Source organism: Chitinophaga varians (genome assembly GCF_014529945.1).
GTDB classification, from domain to species: domain Bacteria; phylum Bacteroidota; class Bacteroidia; order Chitinophagales; family Chitinophagaceae; genus Chitinophaga; species Chitinophaga varians.
Genome location: NZ_JACVFB010000002.1, coordinates 518,839 through 537,925 on the forward strand (window position 1 = coordinate 518,839; position 19,087 = coordinate 537,925).

16 protein-coding genes are annotated in these 19,087 nt (G+C 47.8%); 7 read left to right on the forward strand and 9 right to left on the reverse strand.

Annotated features, from left to right (window positions below):
* Window positions 1–394 precede the first annotated feature (394 nt).
* Window positions 395–3,211, reverse strand: a complete 2,817-nt coding sequence (gene carB, locus ICL55_RS09895; RefSeq protein WP_188096549.1) for a carbamoyl-phosphate synthase large subunit — start codon at window positions 3,209–3,211, stop codon at window positions 395–397.
* Between the two features lie 390 nt (window positions 3,212–3,601).
* Between carB and ICL55_RS09900 the strand changes: the two genes are divergently transcribed.
* The 3 genes from ICL55_RS09900 to ICL55_RS09910 are packed head-to-tail and all read left to right on the forward strand — an operon-like array spanning window position 3,602 to window position 5,440.
* Window positions 3,602–3,841 carry a hypothetical protein gene (locus ICL55_RS09900; protein ID WP_188096551.1) on the forward strand — a complete coding sequence of 80 codons (240 nt, stop codon included), beginning with the start codon at window positions 3,602–3,604 and terminating at the stop codon, window positions 3,839–3,841.
* Window positions 3,842–3,892: 51 nt separating this feature from the next.
* Window positions 3,893–4,819, forward strand: a complete 927-nt coding sequence (locus ICL55_RS09905; RefSeq protein ID WP_188096553.1) for an MbnB/TglH/ChrH family RiPP precursor modification enzyme — start codon at window positions 3,893–3,895, stop codon at window positions 4,817–4,819.
* Between the two features lie 6 nt (window positions 4,820–4,825).
* A complete protein-coding gene (locus tag ICL55_RS09910; RefSeq protein WP_188096555.1) occupies window positions 4,826–5,440 on the forward strand; it encodes a hypothetical protein in 615 nt (204 codons plus the stop codon).
* A 36-nt stretch (window positions 5,441–5,476) separates the two neighbouring features.
* Here ICL55_RS09910 and ICL55_RS09915 read toward each other — a convergent pair whose 3' ends face one another.
* Both ICL55_RS09915 and ICL55_RS09920 read right to left on the reverse strand, forming a co-directional pair.
* The gene (locus tag ICL55_RS09915) at window positions 5,477–6,631 is read right to left on the reverse strand and encodes an MFS transporter (RefSeq protein WP_188096557.1); all 1,155 of its coding nucleotides are present in this window, start codon (window positions 6,629–6,631) and stop codon (window positions 5,477–5,479) included.
* Window positions 6,632–6,666: 35 nt separating this feature from the next.
* Window positions 6,667–7,413, reverse strand: coding sequence for a DeoR/GlpR family DNA-binding transcription regulator (locus tag ICL55_RS09920; protein ID WP_188096560.1), 747 nt, complete (start codon window positions 7,411–7,413; stop codon window positions 6,667–6,669).
* A gap of 81 nt (window positions 7,414–7,494) precedes the next feature.
* On the opposite strand from ICL55_RS09920, the gene ICL55_RS09925 reads away from it, so the two are divergent.
* Window positions 7,495–8,034, forward strand: a complete 540-nt coding sequence (locus ICL55_RS09925) for a 5' nucleotidase, NT5C type (RefSeq protein ID WP_188096562.1) — start codon at window positions 7,495–7,497, stop codon at window positions 8,032–8,034.
* A gap of 39 nt (window positions 8,035–8,073) precedes the next feature.
* Here ICL55_RS09925 and ICL55_RS09930 read toward each other — a convergent pair whose 3' ends face one another.
* Window positions 8,074–8,682, reverse strand: a complete 609-nt coding sequence (locus ICL55_RS09930; protein WP_188096564.1) for a helix-turn-helix domain-containing protein — start codon at window positions 8,680–8,682, stop codon at window positions 8,074–8,076.
* 456 nt (window positions 8,683–9,138) lie between these two features.
* Between ICL55_RS09930 and ICL55_RS09935 the strand changes: the two genes are divergently transcribed.
* The 3 genes from ICL55_RS09935 to ICL55_RS09945 all read left to right on the forward strand — a co-directional run bounded on the left by ICL55_RS09935 (window position 9,139) and on the right by ICL55_RS09945 (window position 12,663).
* Window positions 9,139–9,411: a hypothetical protein gene (locus ICL55_RS09935; protein WP_188096567.1), complete on the forward strand. Its 273-nt coding sequence runs from the start codon at window positions 9,139–9,141 to the stop codon at window positions 9,409–9,411.
* A gap of 270 nt (window positions 9,412–9,681) precedes the next feature.
* Window positions 9,682–11,595, forward strand: coding sequence for an acetate--CoA ligase (gene acs, locus ICL55_RS09940; protein WP_188096569.1), 1,914 nt, complete (start codon window positions 9,682–9,684; stop codon window positions 11,593–11,595).
* 123 nt (window positions 11,596–11,718) lie between these two features.
* Window positions 11,719–12,663 carry an alpha/beta hydrolase gene (locus ICL55_RS09945; RefSeq protein WP_188096571.1) on the forward strand — a complete coding sequence of 315 codons (945 nt, stop codon included), beginning with the start codon at window positions 11,719–11,721 and terminating at the stop codon, window positions 12,661–12,663.
* Between the two features lie 179 nt (window positions 12,664–12,842).
* On the opposite strand, the gene ICL55_RS09950 is transcribed toward ICL55_RS09945, so the two are convergent.
* The 5 genes from ICL55_RS09950 to ICL55_RS09970 all read right to left on the reverse strand — a co-directional run bounded on the left by ICL55_RS09950 (window position 12,843) and on the right by ICL55_RS09970 (window position 19,078).
* On the reverse strand, window positions 12,843–13,409 hold the full coding sequence (locus ICL55_RS09950; RefSeq protein ID WP_188096573.1) for a L,D-transpeptidase family protein: 567 nt from the start codon (window positions 13,407–13,409) through the stop codon (window positions 12,843–12,845).
* Between the two features lie 122 nt (window positions 13,410–13,531).
* Window positions 13,532–16,474 (reverse strand): M16 family metallopeptidase, encoded by a 2,943-nt coding sequence (locus tag ICL55_RS09955; protein WP_188096574.1) that lies wholly within the window; start codon window positions 16,472–16,474, stop codon window positions 13,532–13,534.
* A gap of 169 nt (window positions 16,475–16,643) precedes the next feature.
* The gene (locus tag ICL55_RS09960; RefSeq protein WP_188096576.1) at window positions 16,644–16,973 is read right to left on the reverse strand and encodes a hypothetical protein; all 330 of its coding nucleotides are present in this window, start codon (window positions 16,971–16,973) and stop codon (window positions 16,644–16,646) included.
* A gap of 28 nt (window positions 16,974–17,001) precedes the next feature.
* Window positions 17,002–17,967 (reverse strand): outer membrane beta-barrel protein, encoded by a 966-nt coding sequence (locus tag ICL55_RS09965; protein WP_188096578.1) that lies wholly within the window; start codon window positions 17,965–17,967, stop codon window positions 17,002–17,004.
* A 4-nt stretch (window positions 17,968–17,971) separates the two neighbouring features.
* On the reverse strand, window positions 17,972–19,078 hold the full coding sequence (locus ICL55_RS09970; protein ID WP_188096581.1) for an anti-sigma factor family protein: 1,107 nt from the start codon (window positions 19,076–19,078) through the stop codon (window positions 17,972–17,974).
* Window positions 19,079–19,087 lie beyond the last annotated feature (9 nt).

A 19,087-nucleotide genomic window follows, 5' to 3' on the forward strand; every position in this document is an offset into this window, starting at 1 on the left:
GTCGCAAAAACGCAAAAACAGCAGATGCGAAAAAGATATGATAACTAGGTAATTTTTGGTTCAGGAGGTGTTAACAGAATTTGGCTATCATTTTTTCATACTATATACTGTATTAAATATCAATATATTAAATATATCAACTTTGCAAATCTGTTATTGATTAGTTAACATCTTCTTTAAATATAATATTATTTGTAAAATGCATTACCGGTCACGCTATTTGTGTCGTATCAAGATTCAATAGTCGTGTCTTTAATGGTTATTTTGAGGGAAAAGAAGGAGCCTGATCTTTATCAGGCTCTGTTTTTTTATAACTGTCACATATTAAAAAGATAAAACAAAAAGCCCGTCAGCATTACACTGACGGGCTTTTGTTTTTATGGTGCGACCTGTTTTATTTAGACAGGTACATGCTCTTCTCTTTATATAACTGACGGAAGTAAGGATCCCTCAGGTCTTTGATAAAGCGGATAGCTTCACCAGTGGACTTCATTTCAGGGCCCAGTTCTTTGTTAACGCCCGGGAACTTATTGAAGGAGAATACTGGTTCTTTGATAGCAAAGCCAGTCAGTTTCTTTTCAATTTTGAAGTCTTTCAGTTTCTTATCGCCGATCATCACTTTGGTAGCGATGTTCAGGTAAGGCACCTGGTAAGCTTTAGCGATGAACGGTGTGGTACGGGAAGCACGTGGGTTGGCTTCAATTACATATACCTGGCCGCCTTTAATCGCAAACTGGATATTGATCAAACCACGGATATTCAGTGCACGGGCTATCTTCTCCGCGTAGTATTCCATGGTTGTCACTTCAATCGGTGTAAGATTGAAGGCTGGCAGCAGCGCATGGCTGTCACCACTATGGATACCCGCTGGCTCAATATGTTCCATCACACCCATTACGTGGAAGTCTGTACCATCGAAGATACCGTCAATTTCAGCCTCCTGGCAACGGTCCAGGAAGTGGTCAATCAGGATTTTGTTGCCCGGCAGGTGACGCAGCAGGCTCAATACTGACTGTTCCAGTTCTTCTTCGTTGATCACGATACGCATACGCTGACCGCCCAATACATAAGACGGACGTACCAGTACCGGATAACCTACTTCTTTCGCTACTTCAATCGCGTCATCAGTATTGTAGGCAGTGCCATATTTCGGATAAGGGATACCCAGGTCTTTCAGCATGTCGGAGAAACGACCACGGTCTTCCGCGATGTCCATGTTGTCGAAAGAAGTACCGATGATTTTGATACCTTTTTCTTCCAGGCGTTTTGCCAGTTTCAGCGCTGTCTGGCCACCCAGCTGAACAATCACTCCTTCTGGTTTTTCCAGCTCGATGATTTCCCACAGGTGTTCCCAGAATACCGGCTCGAAGTACAGCTTATCCGCCATGTCAAAGTCGGTAGATACGGTTTCAGGGTTACAGTTTACCATGATCGCTTCGTAGCCGCAATCCTGGATAGCCTGCAGACCGTGCGTACAGCAGTAGTCAAACTCGATACCCTGACCAATTCTGTTCGGACCGGAGCCCAGTACGATGATTTTTTTACGGTCGGTTACCTTGCTTTCATTTTCAGTATCGAAAGTAGAATAGAAGTAAGGTGTTTTCGCTTCAAACTCAGCGGCGCAGGTATCTACCATTTTGTAGGTACGTACAATGCTGTTGGCTTTTCTCTTCTCGTATACTTCTTCTTCTTCACAGTTACCGAAGATCACGGCCAGCTGAGCATCGGAGAAGCCCATCTTTTTAGCCTCTCTCAGCATATCCACCGGAACGCTTTCCAGATCATGCTCTCCCAGTTGTTTTTCCAGATTCACGATGTCCTGTATCTGGTGCAGGAACCAGCGGTCAATGTAAGTCTGCTGGTGGATATGTTTTACAGAAGCGCCAGCCATCAGGGCATCTTTAATACGGAAGATGCGGTCCCAGGTTGGACGTTTCAGTTTTTCGATCAGTTGTTCGGATTTCATCAGCGACTTGCCATAGTAGCCAAGGCCGAGCGCATCGTTTTCGAGGCTCTGGCAGGCTTTCTGCAAGGCTTCAGGGAAAGTACGGCCGATAGACATTACCTCGCCTACTGACTTCATCTGGAGGCCCAGTGTGTCGTCTGCGCCTTTGAATTTATCGAAGTTCCAGCGTGGCATTTTTACGATCACGTAGTCCAACGTTGGCTCAAAGAAAGCAGAAGTCGTTTTGGTGATCTGGTTTTCCAGCTCGTCGAGGCTGTACCCGATAGCCAGTTTGGCAGCGATTTTCGCGATCGGATAACCGGTAGCTTTGGATGCGAGCGCAGAAGAGCGGCTCACACGCGGGTTGATTTCAATCGCGATCAGTTCTTCGGTTTCCGGATTGAGGGAGAACTGTACGTTACATCCGCCGGCGAAATTGCCCAGGTCACGCATCATCATCATGGCTTTGTTACGCATGTCCTGGAAAGCGGTGTCGCTCAGGGTCATGGCAGGAGCCACGGTGATGGAGTCGCCTGTATGGATACCCATAGGGTCCAGGTTTTCCACGGTACAGATGATCACCACGTTGTCGTTTTTATCACGCAGCAGTTCCAGTTCGTATTCCTTCCAGCCCAATACGGCTTTTTCCACCAGTACTTCATGGATGGGAGAAGCTTTCAGGCCACGGTCCAGCGCTTCGTCCAGCTCATCTTTGCTGTGTACGAAACCGCCACCGGTACCACCAAGGGTGAAAGAAGGACGGATTACCAGCGGGAATCCGATTTCCTGTGCAAACTCTTTACCTTCCAGGAAGGAGTTCGCTGTTTTCGCAGGAGCTACCGGAATACCGATTTGAATCATCCACTGGCGGAACTGTTCACGGTCTTCTGCCTTGTCGATCGCTTTAATGTCTACCCCTATCAGGCGAACATTATACTTTTCCCAAACTCCCAGCTCATCTACCTCTTTACAAAGGTTCAGTGCTGTTTGACCACCCATGGTAGGTAATACGGCATCAATCTGGTTTTCTTCCAGAATCTGCTCAATGCTTTCCACGGTTAATGGGAGCAAATAAACCTTATCGGCCATCATAGGGTCCGTCATGATGGTAGCCGGGTTGGAATTAATCAAAATCACTTTAATTCCTTCTTCCCGCAACGAACGTGCTGCCTGGGAACCAGAATAGTCAAATTCGCAAGCCTGACCAATAATAATGGGACCAGATCCGATAATGAGGACAGATTTGATAGATGAGTCTTTTGGCATTTTTGTAATCTATTGAAAATGAAAAACCACATTGATTTTAATGCCGTACGAGGGACCAAAAAAATCGTGCAAAGTTACGTCATTTGAAATTTAATAATGGAATTAAATTTCTTTTTTTACGAAAGAATTTTCTGAGCCGGATGATAGAAAGCTTTTTTTACATACAATAATTATTTTATAGAACCCTACGGCAGAGGCGGATTTCGGGAGAAACACGGCCCATGTTTTTCCGTACAAATACGTTGCCCTGTCATCACGGAATATCCTACCTTTAGGTCCTGTTAAAACATATCAACCCCAATTGACCGGCAATCGATCGAGCAGCTTTTCTTTCTGTTTTATATCTGTCATTGTATATCTATCATTTATCACCCCCAAAAACCACATGTCATGCGTACAGCAGAAGTTCACTATGGAACTGATGGCCAGGTAAACCTTACCGTGCCTAAAGGCACCAAAATGGCCGATATCGCCAAATTACAGGAAATGGTGATTTCAAAAATTAACCCCCGTGGCTGTCAGGCTTGCCTGTCAGGCGTCCACTTCAACATCCGGGAAGAACTGGAGCATGTGATGAAAGTAGACCTCGACAAAATGGCTGCCATCAAAGGTACCACCATCGGCCACTAACGTATCACCGCCCCGCTCTCCGCAGCGGGGCCTTTTAAAACACTGCTTACCATGTGCCCTGCAACACTTGCCGGCTATACCAGCCGGCTATACGAAAAAACCATTCCCCGGCTGGGCGTGGGTTTGTTGTATAATCCTTCCCTGGAGCTTTATCTCGACAGCCAACCTTCCTGCTGTGATTATGTGGAAATCATCCCGGACATGTTCTGGTCAGACCTTGGCAACGGCCATCCTGACCGCTTTGAAGAAATAGACAGCTGGATGGCCGTGCTGCATAAACTGGCAGACCGATATCCGCTCACCGCTCACAATATCTCTTATTCACTGGGCAGCGCCGGTATCTTTGATATGGCCTACCTCCGCAAAATGGAAGAATGGCACCAGCGCTATTCCTTTGTTTGGCACAGCGACCACCTCTCCTTTGTGAAAGTACACGATGACCACGGACAGGAACGCAATGCCGGGATGGCCGTACCCGTGCCATACGACTACGAAGTGCTGGACATGATCGATGGCCGTATCAATGCCATCAGCCGCAGCATCAGAGCGCCTTTCCTCATGGAGAACAACGTCTACTTCATTGACCTGCCCGACCAGGAACTGTCTGAAACAGCCTTCCTCAACGAGTTGTCAAAAGACACCTCCTGCGGGTTGCTGCTCGATATCCACAACGTATATACGAACGCGGTGAACCATGGGTTTGATGCCCGCCACTTCATTACGGCACTGGACCTCGATAAAGTGGTGGAAATACACATCGCCGGCGGTAATGAAATGGCGGGCATGTATACCGATTCCCATGCCGGGCCCTGCCCCGAGGCCGTTTGGGAGCTACTCGAGTATACGTTACCGTTAGTGCCAAACCTTTGTGGCATCACCTTTGAATTTCACGAATCCTATTTCCACCTGCTACAGTTCGAGGGCGTCAACCGCGAACTCAACAGAGCGAAGGCAGTGTGGAATCAATATCATACCTGAACCACCATGTCTCTCCTCTCATTTCAGCAAGCATTGGCCGCACTCATCGCCTCTCCGGAATTATGCCTGGAAGCGAGGCAATGGCCGGACAAAGTCTTCTCTCTCTATGATCTCACCGATCGCGAAAGAAAAAGATTAGAAACCGTGGTATTCCAACGCGGCATGTCCGTGAATTGTACGCTGTACCGCGTTAATCGTATCACGCCTGTTTATACACTGCTGCCTTATACCTGTTTGTTGTTGGGCGATCGGTTAATGCCGCTGGCCACGGCCTTCTGGGAGGACTACCGGCAATCTGATCTCCAGTTCAAACGGGAAATCGAACTCTTTGCGGACTATGTGGGAAAACAAATAAACGAAGGACATCTGCAGATACTTTATCTGCCGGAAATATTGCGGATGGAAGCCGCCATCAATGCTTTGAAATTTTTACCGAGGCAACAGGACGCTGCTTCCTACGTGAGATATATTCCATTTGAACATGAACCCGGTCCACTGCTGGAAGCATTAGCAGCCCTGCGGATACCGGAAGCAATACCAGCCACCGGCAACTGGGCGCTGATCATCGATTACAGCGGAGAAGAGATGATATTCAGTACTGCTACGATGGAGTTAACATAGCCCGGAGAAAGAATTCCCCTTCCCCGGGCTATAATATTATACTTTAATACGGGTAGACATCACAGCTATTACTGCGCCCATTACAGCAATCAGGGAGAAAGACACGGCCAGGCTGGTAGCCTGCGCCACAAAACCAATCAATGGCGGACCAAAGAGGAAGCCCAGATAACCAATGGTGGAAACCGCTGCCAGCGCCATTCCCGGCGACAGCACCTTCGATTTTCCGGCCGCGCTGTATACCAGCGGCACTACCGCCGAAACACCCGCCCCCACCAGCATGAAGCCCAGCATGGCGCTCACCAGATAAGGGAAAGCTACCGCTATCAATAGTCCTCCCGCCGTAAGCGTTCCACTGATGACCAGCATTTTTCGTGTACCCAATCGCGTTATCATCCAGTCGGCTACAAAACGGCCCGATGCCATCGTGCCCATAAACGCCGCATAGCCGGCGCCACCCAGCCCTTCTTCTACCTTCACTACCCGGCGGAAATACACGCCGCTCCAATCAAACATCGTACCCTCGCATATCATGGAACACATGGCGATAATGCCCAGCGTCAACAGGAAAAGATCGGGTTTAACAAACAGTGGCTGATTAGCTTGTACATTGGTGTCTTGTTGTACGATATGCCGCATGGTGAGCAGCACCAGCGTCCATGCGATACCGGTGATCAGCAGGAAATGATATACCGGAAGGATATGCAATCCGCTCATGGTGGCGCCAATGGCGGCGCCGGTGAAACCCGCCACGCTCCATAGTCCATGGAACGAAGCCATAATAGAACGGCCATACATCGCCTCTACCGCCACGGCCTGTGTATTGACTGCGATATTGGCCAGGTTGCCACAGAAACCGAACAATACGAGGAAAGAGATCAGCTCCCACGGAGCTTTCGCCAGGCCCAGCACAGGCAAAATGGCCGCATAGGCCACCGCAGCGATGACCAACACCTGTTTGCTGCCGAAACGCGACACCAGTATGCCGGCCACCGGCAACGAAATCAGCGAGCCTACCGGCAGCGCCAGCAAAACACTACCCAGTCCCGCATCATTGAGATGCATGGTCTGCTGTATATCCGGAATACGTGATGCCCAACTGGCAAAACACAAACCGGTCAGAAAAAACAATGCGCTCACCGCGATGCGGGCGCCCCTTTTATGTATCACCGGTATTGACAAGTCCTGTAACATCGTTGTGTAATTCAGAGAATGATTTCCGTTTAACGTTATATGACCTGGATACCCAGGTCCTGATAAGGTTTAAATAAAGGCAGTTCGGGCCTGTCGGTCACGATCACATCGATACCGGTGATCTCACATACCTTGAATGGTTCTGCTGTGTCCATTTTATCGCTGGTGGCCAGCGCCACAATTTTATTGGCTGCTTCTATCATCACGCTTTTTACATCTGCTTCCTCAAGGTCCAGGCCAGTTACGCCTGCTTCAGGGTGCAGACTACAGATACCTACGAAAGCCAGGTCTGCCCGTATTTTCTGTAAAGTGCGGATAGTATCCATGCCGGTGGCGGTTTGGGAGTTTTTACCAATGCGGCCGCCGGTGAAAATCACCTCAATAGTAGGATGCTCTATCAGTTGCGTTACGATGGGAACGCTGTTGGTGATGATCGTCAGCCGCAAATTGGGGGGCAGCAGCTTTACCAGTGCCAGGGTGGAAGTACCGCCGTCCATGAGCACTGTTTGACCGTCGTGCAATAGTGACAGCGCTTTGATGGCCATATGCTGTTTATCTGCCGCGTGGCGTTCACTTCTTTCTTTAAAGGAATAGGGGTTGGGAGAGTGTGGGATGGCGCCTCCCCTCACTTTGATCAGCTGCCCGCTTTGCGCCAGTGATTCCAGATCGCGCCGCACGGTATCTTCCGATACCTGCAGGTCGGTACTCAGTTCTGTCTGTAGTACTTTTTGATCGGCCTGGAGCTTCTTTAATATATAATCGAGTCTTTCCTCTTTCAGCATGCTTGCTATTTTATGCAATATTATGAAACATTTTGCAATAATTTGCTACAATTTGCATATATTTGCAATAAATCGCAAAATATGGCAAGAATAGCAATAGACATGGATAATGTAATGGCAGATATCTACAGCCATTATCTCACCTATTACGAAGCAGCAAATGGTATTAAACTGGACCCGCAGGGGCTGTTGGGTGTTCCGGAAGGGGAAATACTGCCGGATGGCGCCGTGCGCAGATTTTTACTCACACCGGGGTTCTTCCGGACGGCGCCGGTAATGCCGGGTAGTCAGGAAGTGATCAAAGCGCTGATGGAGAAGTACGAGGTTTTCATTGTATCAGCAGCGATGGAATTTCCACAATCGCTTAGAGAAAAGCTGGAATGGCTGCATGAACATTTTCCATTCATCAGCTGGCACAATATTGTGCTCTGCGGCTCCAAAACCATTGTGAATGCCGATATCATGATAGATGACTACGACAAGAACCTGCGTCATTTTAAAGGAAGGCAGTTGTTGTTTACTTCTCCGCATAATATTCATCTGAAAGATTACGAGCGGGTACACAACTGGGAAGAAGTAGCAGCAGCCCTGGAAGTAGAGGTACCGGCTGCCCGGGTATAATCGCAATGGGGGATAACAATACCGGCTGGTTACAGAAGATCACCCCTTCTTCGCTTTCCCTTTACGAAGGGTGGCCAGCTCTTTCTTCATTTTGAGCACATCATCTTTCAGGGCGGTATAGCTTTTCAGCAGCTGGGTGTGTTCCTCCAGGATTTTATAATATTTCTCCCGCAGCATCATCATTTCTTCGCTGTCTGTTTGCCTTGTTTCCTGTGCTGTGCCGGGATTCAGGAAGGCTTCCGGTGTAATGTCCAATCCACGGGCCACCCGGTCCAGTTCATCCGGCGAGAACGTTTCTTTCTCGAAGACGTTGTACATGGTCCTCCTGCTCATATTCAGGCGTTCCGCAAGTTTGCTTTTATTGAGTCCTTTCTCCGCAATGAGGTGCTGGAGGCGGTTACCATGGTGTATATTTTTACCGTTGGCCAGTTGCATGGTCCCGTTCCACCGGATAAATTCATCTGGTGTAATACCGATGATCTCACAGAAACGTTCCAGGTTGACCCGCTTCATATCACTGTTCCGCAGGTGGTAGTGGGCTATTTGATTGGTGAAGCCGGCCATTTTTGCAAAATCGATGATTTTGATTTTTTTCTGCTTCAGTATCTGCTTTAATCGCTGGCCCATATGTATCAAACTCGACTGCATCGTTTATCCATTTTTATAAATAATGGTATAATATAACAATTAATCTTTCATTTCGTAAATAAAATTATCAAATCAAGTTAAAAAATAATAAAATGATCACAGGGAGTAGCAGAATGATCGGAGAGGCTAACTTTTATGCATATACGTAGGTGAAAAAAATTATTTTTCGATCATTTTGACTGAAATCATGATAAAATGACCGGAAAAATCAAGAAACAAATCATCGATTATCAGGATGATAAATAGCGACTGAAATTGATCGAAAATCTGTCCAAAAGTCGACTCAAAATCAATACCACACAGGGTTAACATGATTTATAACAACAAATAGTGTATTTTTATGTTGATAAATTTCACAGTTATAACTGTATTCGCTGATAGTTACAATTAATATCATTTTGCGACCGGCAATACAGGGTAATTGGGAGCTACTGTTCATCATAAAAGTCTGTTGTTATGAGTAAGGAGACACCCAACCTTTTATTTTCCATTCATGAGAAATTTTCGGGCATGGCTGCCCTCTTCCGGGAAAGAGTATGCCAGGACTGCAACTGGAGCACTCCCACCTTTTACCGGAAAATGCGTGCTAAAGAAGGACGTGGTGTTGCCGACAAAACCAAACAAAGCTCCTTTCTGAGCAGCGCGGAGAAAAAACGTATTGTGGAAATCATGGATGAAGTGTACAACATCTTCTGGAAGTCAGCGATCAAGTTCCGCAACCCGAAATAAAAGGCCACTTCCGGCCATGCCTGCGTATAACCTCACCAACCGTCCTTCTTTTCCAACACCTTTAGTGGCTTGCGATTACCTGTCCAAAACAGACAGCAAATTGCTGTGCCCTAAAGGTGCTTCACCATGGCCTATCTTCTTATCCGTTTTGAAAAATAATCTGGTTTTAACATGTTTTTTTAGATTTTTTCTAGCATACCGCCGGCTTTTTCTTAAATTTAATGCCCGTTAGGAAAAAGTTGTACTTAACCAATAAACATTCATGGTGCTATGTCGTACCCATACCAGATCAAGACTTTAGAAGATTATCAACAGGCTTATCAGCAGAGCGTAATTGACCCGGAAGGATTCTGGGCCAACGTGGCAGACCACTTCATGTGGCGCCGTAAGTGGGACAAGGTATTGGACTGGAACTTCAAGGACCCCGAAATCAAATGGTTCTCCGGTGCTAAAATGAATATCACCGAAAACTGTCTGGACCGCCACCTCGGCACCCTCGGCAATTCCCCCGCCATTATCTGGGAACCCAATGACCCCGAAGAACGTCATCGCATTATTACCTATCGTGACTTATTTAACAAGGTATGCCAGTTCGCCAATGTGCTGAAAAACAATGGCGTTAAGAAAGGCGACCGTGTATGTATTTATATGGGTATGATCCCCGAACTGGCTATCGCAGTACTGGCCTGCGCCCGTATCGGCGCTATCCACTCTGTGGTATTCGGTGGCTTCAGTGCCCAGTCCATCGCAGACAGGATCCAGGATGCGGAAGCCAGCCTGGTAATTACCTGCGACGGCGCTTACCGCGGCAACAAGGACATTCCCCTGAAATCCGTGATCGACGACGCCCTCATGGCCTGCCCTACCGTGAAGAAAGTAATCGTATGCACCCGTACCCGCACACCGGTAAGCATGCTCAAAGGAAGAGACGTATGGTGGGAAGATGAAATCAAACAGGTGGAAACCATGGGCAATCCCCCCTGCCCCGCGGAAGAAATGGATGCGGAAGACATGCTCTTCATCCTCTATACTTCCGGCTCCACGGGCAAACCCAAAGGTGTGGTACATACCTGCGGCGGCTACATGGTGTATGCCAACTACAGCTTCGTTAATACCTTTCAACACAAGCCCGGTGAAGTATTCTTCTGTACCGCCGACATCGGCTGGATCACCGGTCATAGCTACATCGTATACGGCCCGCTTAGCGCAGGCGCCACCACCCTCATGTTTGAAGGGGTGCCTACCTATCCCGATGCCGGCAGGCTCTGGGAAATCGTGGACAAGTTCCGTGTAGATACCCTGTATACCGCTCCTACTGCTATCCGCAGCCTGATGGGATATGGCCTCGGCCCTGTCAACCACAAAGACCTCAGCTCCCTCAAAAAGCTGGGCAGCGTGGGCGAACCCATCAACGAAGAAGCATGGCATTGGTTTAAGGATAACATCGGTAAAGGCCGTTGCCCGATCGTAGACACCTGGTGGCAAACAGAAACCGGTGGTATTATGATCACACCAATAGCCGGCATCACCAAAGAGAAACCAGGCTTTGCCACTTTGCCGCTACCCGGTGTACAACCCATCCTGGTAGATGAAAACGGTCAGGAAGTAAAAGGCAATGGCGTTAACGGCAACCTCTGTATCAAGTTCCCATGGCCAGGTATGCTCCGTACTACCTACGGCGATCATGAACGTTTCCGTAAAACATATTTCTCTACCTACGAGAACCTCTACTTCACCGGCGACGGCTGTACCCGTGATGAAGACGGCTTCTATCGTATCACCGGCCGCGTAGATGATGTGCTCAACGTGAGCGGTCACCGCATTGGCACTGCCGAAGTGGAAAACGCCATCAATATGCACGCCGGCGTTATCGAAAGCGCCGTGGTAGGTTACCCCCATGATATCAAAGGGCAGGGCATCTACGCTTATGTGATCATGGAAAGAATGACACATGAACCGGAACTGTCTAAAAAAGATATCGCACAAACGGTATCCCGCATCATCGGCCCTATCGCCAAACCAGATAAGATCCAGTTTGTAAGCGGCCTGCCTAAAACACGCTCTGGTAAAATCATGCGCCGTATTCTGCGCAAAATCGCGGAAAACGACCTCGATAATCTCGGAGATACTTCTACCCTCCTCGATCCGGCGGTGGTAGATGAAATCAAAAAAGGTAAACTCTAATCATATAGGAATTTTCTGATTTTGATATTTTTGATATTTAAAATGCAGCGGAGATCACATTATATTGTAGGATCTTCGCTGCATTTAAATTTATAAATCAAAAAATCGCAAATCCGTAAATCCATGCGGCGTTTCTTCAAAAAAGCCCTCTATACCCTCCTGTTTCTCGTGCTGCTTTTCAATTGCATCACAGCTTTTCATGCCTATAAGTTCACCCATTTCTCTGAAAATAATCGCCATCGCAACAAGCGGCCGGAAGAAATGAGCGTCGGGGAAAAACTAAACATGATCTTCTTCGGTGTTAAGCTCTCCAAATCCATCACCAGCGCGCGTCCCAATATACCGTATGATACCGTTCAATTGCTGACGGCCAACGGATTACACCTCGAAGGATGGTGGATGCCGGTACCACAAGCCAAAGGCACGGTGATTCTTTTTCACGGATACGGCGGCAACAAAGGCTCACACCTACCAGAAGCCTATTGGTTCCGTCAACTGGGCTACAGCACTTTTTTAATAGACTTCCGCGGCCATGGCAACAGTGAGGGCACTGCCTGTACCATCGGATACAATGAAGCTGAAGATGTGAAGCTGGCATGGGACTACGTCCGGTCCCGGTCCAACCAGCCTGTCACCCTCTGGGGAATGAGCATGGGCGCGGCAGCCATTATGAAGGCGGTGCCGGAATATCACCTCACGCCGCAGAAAATTATCCTCGAATCACCCTTTGCCACCCTCCTCGACGCGGTTAAAAGCCGCATGCGGGCTGTACATCTGCCAGCTACGCCATTCTCCCAGCTGCTCACGTTCTGGGGCGGCCTGGAGTTGGGCTTCTGGGGTTTCGGCCATAATCCCGAAGATTATGCCCGCCATATACAAGTGCCGGTGCTCTACTGCTGGGGCCAACAGGATATCAGGGTTACGCCTGATGAAACCAGACGGGTATTCGGTCAACTGGCGACCCAACAAAAACAACTGCATATCTTTAAAGATGCCGGGCATCAGTCCTTCTGTCAGAAAGACGGTACCGTTTGGAAGCAGCTGGTAAAAGATTTTATGGCACAATAAAAAAGCGCGCACCATCCGAGTGGAGCGCGCTCTTCACAGGATCTGACCCGCCGTATATATTGGAGTCATGGTACAGTATAATGTACCACTAGATGCCGTTCACAATAATTGCAGTATAAAGTTACTTCTTCACGCTGCCATTGGAAAACACCTCTACCCTCCACAAAAACCTTTCCTTTTTAAGGCCGTATCACCACGGGAGTGCCTACTTTAACAATTTCATATAATTCGTTTACGTCCCCGTTCTTCATACTCACGCAGCCTAACGTCCAGTTAATGCGGCTATCCACGTAATTATCCCGGATACCGGCGCCATATTCCACGCCATGTATACCGATGCCTCCGCCCATACTGGCTCCCTGCGACAAGCTGCCATCGTTCTGGCGTTGAAAAAATTTCTGTTTGGAATCTTCATTGGGGTAATCCAGCAACATAAACCGGCTCCATCGGTTGTCCACTCTTTTGGCCTGGATATGGAACGTTCCTTCCGGTGTTTTGCGGTCGCCTTCCACCAGCTTGTCTCCCTGGTCTTTGTTGCCAAAAACCACTTTGTAAATTTTTCTCAGTGTTACATCTTCATACAGATACATCCGGTAATCACTTTTGTCTACCAGCAGGAAGATCTTGTCCGGATTAATATTGCCGGTAGTCAACCGTACATTGTACAGATCAACGCTACTCCCAACAAATCCTGACAACGGCAGCAGCAGCAATAGTATTACTGCGTATCCGTAAAATCGGTACATTTTCATAGGGTGATTAAATAATGCTGATAACGCAGCGGGATATTTATTTATTGCAGTATAATAAAAAAAAGCGCAGCATACAAACAAGCTGTATGCTGCGCTGACATTGCTTCTAAATGATATTAATAACCAAAGATATCTTCCAGGGAGAGTGTTTTCACCTCACCGATTTTTTTCAGATCGTCCATATTGACTTTCTTTCCGGAAGCCACCACACAGTATGTGTAAGGTTTGTGTGCGATGTTGGTATCATGGAATTTCTTCACATCATCGAAATTCATTTTATCAATAGACTCGTATACCTGTTTGCGGATATCTGTGCTGAGGCCCAGTTTCTGCGCAGCCAGGTAGCTAAAGACAATACCATCATTGGTGATACGTTCAGTTTCAATATCCTGCTTCATAGATTCCTTGGCGGTTTCCAGCAGTTTATCGGAACGTGGAATATCATTCAGCAGGTCGTTCATCCCTTTAATCGCGTCGTTCATTTTATCCGCCTGGCTGCCTACATAAGCAATCTGGGAATAACGTTCTCCTTTTTTATCCGGAGATACGAACATAGCGTAAGTAGAATATGCCAGTGCTTTTGATTCACGAATGGTTTGAAACACGATAGAGCCCATACCACCACCGAAATAGTTATTAAACAGAGAAATGATACCGGTATTGGCAGGATCATACACTGATTCGTTGCCTACCCAGTTCACTTCTGTTTGTACCATATCATAATCTGCAAACAGCACCTGATTGGCTGACTGTGAAGTTTTGTTGAATTTCACTGCAGCAGGCACTTCCTTAAAGCTGGCTGGCAATGTATGCAGCTTTTGTATATCTGCGGCGGCAGCAGCCAGTGGCTGAGGACCGTAGTAGATAACAGCATGTTTGTAAGATGGCAGGTCATGCAGCAGGTTTGTCAGCTCCGTAGCAGTAACAGCATCCAGATCTGCCTGGCTCAGCTGATTGTTGAACGGATTGCTGGCACCGTACATCGCATAGTTAACCACACCTTTCATGATGGCAGACTTATTCAGTTTGGCATCGGAGCGGGATTTCTGTAACCGTCCTTTCAGTGCGGCCAGCGCCTGTTCGTTGGGTTTACAGTTGGTCAATATGTGCTCAAACAACGCAACGGCTTTGTCGAAATTCTCCTGTAAACCACTGATACTGATAGTGGTGTTTTCAGTAGAAGTGCTCACATTGAAGTTGCACGCAATATTGTAAAACTCTTTGCTGATTTGCTCTGCAGTGTATTTGTCGGTAGCGAGGAATTGCAGGTATTGTGCTGCCAGGGCCAGTTTTTTGTTGTTCCAGGAGCCCATGTCGAAACGATAGTACAAACGGAACAAGCCATTGTCCTTGTTCTGAACGTACATCAGATTGGTATTGCCAATCGGCGCAGTCTGAATATCTTTTTCATAATCCAGCCATTGCGGTTTCACCGGTGTAGCCGGGATAGCGGACACTTTCTGCAGGAAAGCGGATTGTGCTTCACGATTCACTTCTACCGGAGTGATCGCAGGTTTTTCCACTTTCTGGATGTTTTTATCTTCGCCTTTACGTTTGTAAACCGCTACGTAGTTGTCAGCGAGGTATTTATTCGCATAGTCTACGATCTGTTTTTTGGTGATCTTACCCATGTCGTCTACATAAGACACATCATGTGACCAGTTGGTACCGCGGCTTTTGATGAAAGCATCCATGATGGAAGTAGCGCGATTGTTGTTGCTTTCCAGACCTTGCAGTTCCGCCAGTTTAGAGTTGTTCACGATCGCTTTTACCAGTGATTCGTCGAACGTTCCTTTTTTCAGGATATCCAACTGTCCGAGCAGCAGGCTCTTAACATCATCCAGTGTTTGGCCTTGTTTGGCTTTACCGGACAGTATCAGTATGGAATAATCTTTCAGCCCCATTACCTGAGCGCCCGCGCTCAGTGCTTTCTGTTGTTTGTTGAGGTTCAGGTCCAGCAGGCCGGCTTTGCCATTCTGCAGAATGCTGGAGAGCACGCCCAGCACCAGGCTGGACTGGGTATCGAGCGCACCGGGCAGGCGGAAAGCGATATCGATGCTTTCAGCGTCCGGGCCAAATACTTCTTTCACAACGGGGGCTTTGAAAGGTGTTTCCGGAGCTGGCTTGTATTCTGCTACCGGTTTAGCTTTCATGTAGCCAAACTGTTTGTCGATGGTTTTGATCACGTAATCAGGGTCGAAGTCTCCTGCCATTACGATGGCCATATTATTAGGCACGTAGTAGGTATTGTAGAAATTTCTGATAGCCTTCAGGTTAGGGTTTTTCAGGTGTTCTACCGTACCGATGGTGGATTGCTGACCATAGTTGTGAGTAGGGAACAGTGCTGCCAGCAGGGTTTCGTATACCTTACGGCCGTCGTTGTCCAGTCCGCGGTTTTTTTCCTCATATACTGCTTCCAATTCAGTGTGGAAGAGGCGGAATACGGGGTCGCGGAATCTTTCAGCCTGTACGGTCAGGTATTTATCGATCGCATTGGAAGGGATATCTTCCTCATAGATGGTTTCTTCCACCCAGGTGTGTGCGTTGGTACCTTGTGCGCCCATACCGGTCATCATTTTATCGTATTCGTTGGCAATTGCATACTTGGCAGCAATACCGGACACGCTGTCGATTTGATGATACACCACTTTGCGGGCGTCGGGGGCAGTGGTTTTATTGTATTTGTCGTACAGGTTCTCGATCTGGTCGATATAGGGCTTTTCCTTTGCCCAGTCGAGGGAGCCATACTGTTGGGTACCTTTAAAGAGCAGGTGTTCCAGGTAGTGGGCCAGGCCTGTATGATCTTTCGGGTCGTTGTTACTGCCGGCGCGGGTGCCAATCAGTGTCTGGATACGGGGTTCCTTTTTGTTGACACTCAGGATAACGGTGAGACCATTTTTCAGGGTATAAAAACGGGCTTTCATGGGGTCGTCCGTTACGTACCGGTAGGGATACCCGCCGGAGGTAGCTTCTTTCCATTGAAATTTTCCCTGAGCCATGGCCGTTGGCAGACTTCCTGCAAACAACAACAGCGATACAGCTATTTTACGCAGCTTCATAGAAATTTGTTAGGTTGGTTTGAAAATAGTTACCAAATATAACGGAAGCAAAAAAAATTACAGCGGGCTCATAGAAGATAATTCTATGAGCGGTAACACATGATAAGGTACAACCGATTGAAAACCGGAAGGGGCATCAGGGCAACAAAGTTAATTAGGAGATTAATTATCAGGGAGTTAGACTATTCATCAGAAACGCAGCCCGCTTTCCCAGCACCAGGCTATTCCAGAGAGAATCCGCCTGAACAATGGCCGCATGGTGTTTTCTGGTCACTGCCGGCCGTACAGGCGCTTTATGAACGGCAGACACCTGCCGGATGGTGGTGGTAACTACTTTTTGTGGTACTGCAACAGGAATGCTGCCAAAGGAAGGCAAGTCAACCGGAAGCTGGCCTTCACCGGAAACAACCGGTACCGTCACACCAAGCAGGCGTTTATCACAGGAATGCACCCACGCAATACAGCCAATGCATGCGAGCAGGGCGACAAAAGAACGCATAGATAGAATTTTGGTCAGGTCAAAAAATTTAAAAACCATTCAACCGCAACCCGATAGAGAACGGATATTGTTGTAATCCGTAATCATGCAAAGGCGTAAGGGCGAAATTGCCATACAGCTTTACAGGGCCATAACCCAGTTCGCTGGTCAGTCCGAAACGCCATTTGTTGAGGTTGAAATCATCGGTTTTCCTCACTTTCCCTCTCTCCTCACTGATCTGTTTGGTTCTGGATTTGATCAGATATCCGCCAGAGACACCAAAGCTCACCTGAAACGCGCGATTAGGGCGAGCCGGGTTAGAATTAAAGTTTAGCATTACCGGGATCGATATGTATTCGGCAAACAACTTATTTTTTGAAAATTCTACTGTATCCCTGATTATCCTTGTGATATAGCCAGGTTGGTAAGTAATGTTCCGGGCATATCTGAAATTGTTCATTTCCAATCCCAAAGCATATAACAAGTTAAGTTTGTGTTTTGTTATATTAAGCCTTTGTTCAAACAACCAGATATTAAAATTGATCGATTTTCCGGTGATAAGTTTAAATTCAGCGGGTGTTAATGGTTCACTTCCTTCTCTTGGCGCAAAAGTGGCCAAGCCTACAGCGGAGTAATCATAAGCTTTACCGGCGGGCATTGCGCCATTGTAAAAGTTGGTGTTATTGGGGTAATAAGAAATATAACTGGCGCCACCATATTCGCTTCTGTCGATATAATTATTGAAACCGATATCGAAGACAAACCATCTGGTATGCAGGTTTTTCTTCAGCCTGGCACGGGCGTAAGCGGTATCACTATATACTTTGTAGGTATTGCGCCCTTTTTCGTTCTTCCCTTTGATCAGGATCAGTCCCTTGATCCAGAAGGTATCCGGGACGGGAGCGGCGGCGGGTGCCGCGGCAATATTGCCCTGACGGCTGGTGTCAACGTTTTGCCCCTGCGCCCATCCTACACACAATACCAATATTAAACAGAGTAAAACTTTATGCTTCATAATTTTATTTATTCCTTTTACGGGAGAAAAATTTAGCAACGTTCGTCACCTTGTCCAGAATACGGCTATCGCTTCCGCTAACGGACAGGATCAGTTCCCCTTTTACAGCGGCAGGAGCGGCGGAAGCCGCCACCGGGCTGGTTACCTTGGCGGGCGTAGCCGGCATATTGGCCGCGATAACAGTTTCCTTTGCATGCCCGGCAACAGGTGTGTTATCCACCGGAGATGCAGCAGCCAGCGTGTTTTGTTGCAGGTGTTTTTCCACCACTTCCTCTGACGTATTGCGTGGTGATGGCAGGGTGGAAATAACCGGTATATCGACTGGTACAGGGACCGAGGCTACAGCATTGTTGTTATTTTGTAACTGTTGGGGATTCTGGGTTGCGTTAACCACCGCTTCTTTCTTTTTGGCAGCGGTACGGTTAACCGGTGCATGGGCCACTTCCGGACGAGCGGGAGCCGTATAGACTTCCACCGGTGTTGTCGTTTTTTCCGGAGCAGGTACAGGTACAGGTACAGGTACAGGTACAGGTGTAGGCTGGCTCACGGAGGGTTTCGCTGCCTCATGCGTTACAGCACCTGCAATAGGCTGACTGTCATGGTGATGACCGGCAGGCAACAACCAGATAAGCAGGCCTGTTAATACAGCAGCAGCGGTAGCGCCCCACCAGTAGGGCGCCATTCTGATGGTTTTACGGGTACTGCGGTACAGGCTGGCTTTGTTTTCAAAGACAATCGTCTTATCAGCTTCCAGCTTCACCACCTGCAGCAGTGCCATTTCCTGATGCGCTTCCGGATGTTCCTTCAGCCAGGATTTTAACCGGGCGGTTTCTTCGGCAGACAGTTCTCCGTCCACATAACTCAACATCATCGATTCATAATCATCAACGGTTGCTGCCGGGGAGTGACGGTACAAGGCTGACTTCTGATCAAATACCACCTGCTCGTCGGGCTCCACACGGACGCCTTTCAGCAGTTCCAACTCCGCTCTCAGATGGGGATGTTTTTGCAAAAACTGTTCGAGCGCAGCTTGTTCTGCGTCATTCAGTTCGTTATCCACATAACTGAGCAGGTAGGACTCGTAATTCGATATGTTGATCTCTACAGCCAAAAAGTTATT

Coding starts and splice junctions, on each gene's coding strand:
- carB (WP_188096549.1), bottom strand. CDS start 3,211: ATGCCAAAAGACTCATCTATCAAATCTGTCCTCATTATCGGATCTGGT.
- ICL55_RS09900 (WP_188096551.1), top strand. CDS start 3,602: ATGCGTACAGCAGAAGTTCACTATGGAACTGATGGCCAGGTAAACCTT.
- ICL55_RS09905 (WP_188096553.1), top strand. CDS start 3,893: ATGTGCCCTGCAACACTTGCCGGCTATACCAGCCGGCTATACGAAAAA.
- ICL55_RS09910 (WP_188096555.1), top strand. CDS start 4,826: ATGTCTCTCCTCTCATTTCAGCAAGCATTGGCCGCACTCATCGCCTCT.
- ICL55_RS09915 (WP_188096557.1), bottom strand. CDS start 6,631: ATGTTACAGGACTTGTCAATACCGGTGATACATAAAAGGGGCGCCCGC.
- ICL55_RS09920 (WP_188096560.1), bottom strand. CDS start 7,413: ATGCTGAAAGAGGAAAGACTCGATTATATATTAAAGAAGCTCCAGGCC.
- ICL55_RS09925 (WP_188096562.1), top strand. CDS start 7,495: ATGGCAAGAATAGCAATAGACATGGATAATGTAATGGCAGATATCTAC.
- ICL55_RS09930 (WP_188096564.1), bottom strand. CDS start 8,682: ATGCAGTCGAGTTTGATACATATGGGCCAGCGATTAAAGCAGATACTG.
- ICL55_RS09935 (WP_188096567.1), top strand. CDS start 9,139: ATGAGTAAGGAGACACCCAACCTTTTATTTTCCATTCATGAGAAATTT.
- acs (WP_188096569.1), top strand. CDS start 9,682: ATGTCGTACCCATACCAGATCAAGACTTTAGAAGATTATCAACAGGCT.
- ICL55_RS09945 (WP_188096571.1), top strand. CDS start 11,719: ATGCGGCGTTTCTTCAAAAAAGCCCTCTATACCCTCCTGTTTCTCGTG.
- ICL55_RS09950 (WP_188096573.1), bottom strand. CDS start 13,409: ATGTACCGATTTTACGGATACGCAGTAATACTATTGCTGCTGCTGCCG.
- ICL55_RS09955 (WP_188096574.1), bottom strand. CDS start 16,474: ATGAAGCTGCGTAAAATAGCTGTATCGCTGTTGTTGTTTGCAGGAAGT.
- ICL55_RS09960 (WP_188096576.1), bottom strand. CDS start 16,973: ATGCGTTCTTTTGTCGCCCTGCTCGCATGCATTGGCTGTATTGCGTGG.
- ICL55_RS09965 (WP_188096578.1), bottom strand. CDS start 17,967: ATGAAGCATAAAGTTTTACTCTGTTTAATATTGGTATTGTGTGTAGGA.